Annotated in this window: 1 protein-coding gene; it reads left to right on the top strand. The window is 68.7% G+C overall.

The window, feature by feature from the left end; genetic code table 11:
• Positions 1–323, top strand: a 323-nt coding sequence (locus tag WU80_RS24965; protein WP_156371913.1) for a PPE domain-containing protein, incomplete at both ends; no start/stop codon positions are given.

The raw sequence follows: 323 nt of genomic DNA, 5'->3' as shown, positions 1-323 counted from the left end.
AGCTCGGCGGCGGCGGCTTATGAGTCGGTGTTTTCCTCGGTGGTGCCCCCGCCGGTGATCGCGGCCAACCGGGCGTTGGTGCAGCAGTTGCAGGCCACCAATGTGATCGGTCAGAACACCGGGGCGATCGCGCAGTTGGAGGCCCAGTACGGCGAGTTTTGGGCTCAGGATGCCGGGGCGATGGCCACCTACACCGCGCAGTCGACGGCGACGACCAAGGGCTTGACGCAGTTCGCGCCGGCGCCGAAGGTGACCAACGATGCGGGCACGGCCAGCCAGTCGGGCACGGTGGCCAACGCGGCGGCCAACACCACCGCGGGTAA

Origin of the sequence: Mycobacterium sp. UM_11 (assembly GCF_001414075.1) — a bacterium.
Lineage (GTDB): Bacteria > Actinomycetota > Actinomycetes > Mycobacteriales > Mycobacteriaceae > Mycobacterium.
The sequence above is the reverse complement of the archived record's forward strand: the minus strand, read 5'-3'. Positions and strand labels throughout refer to the sequence as shown.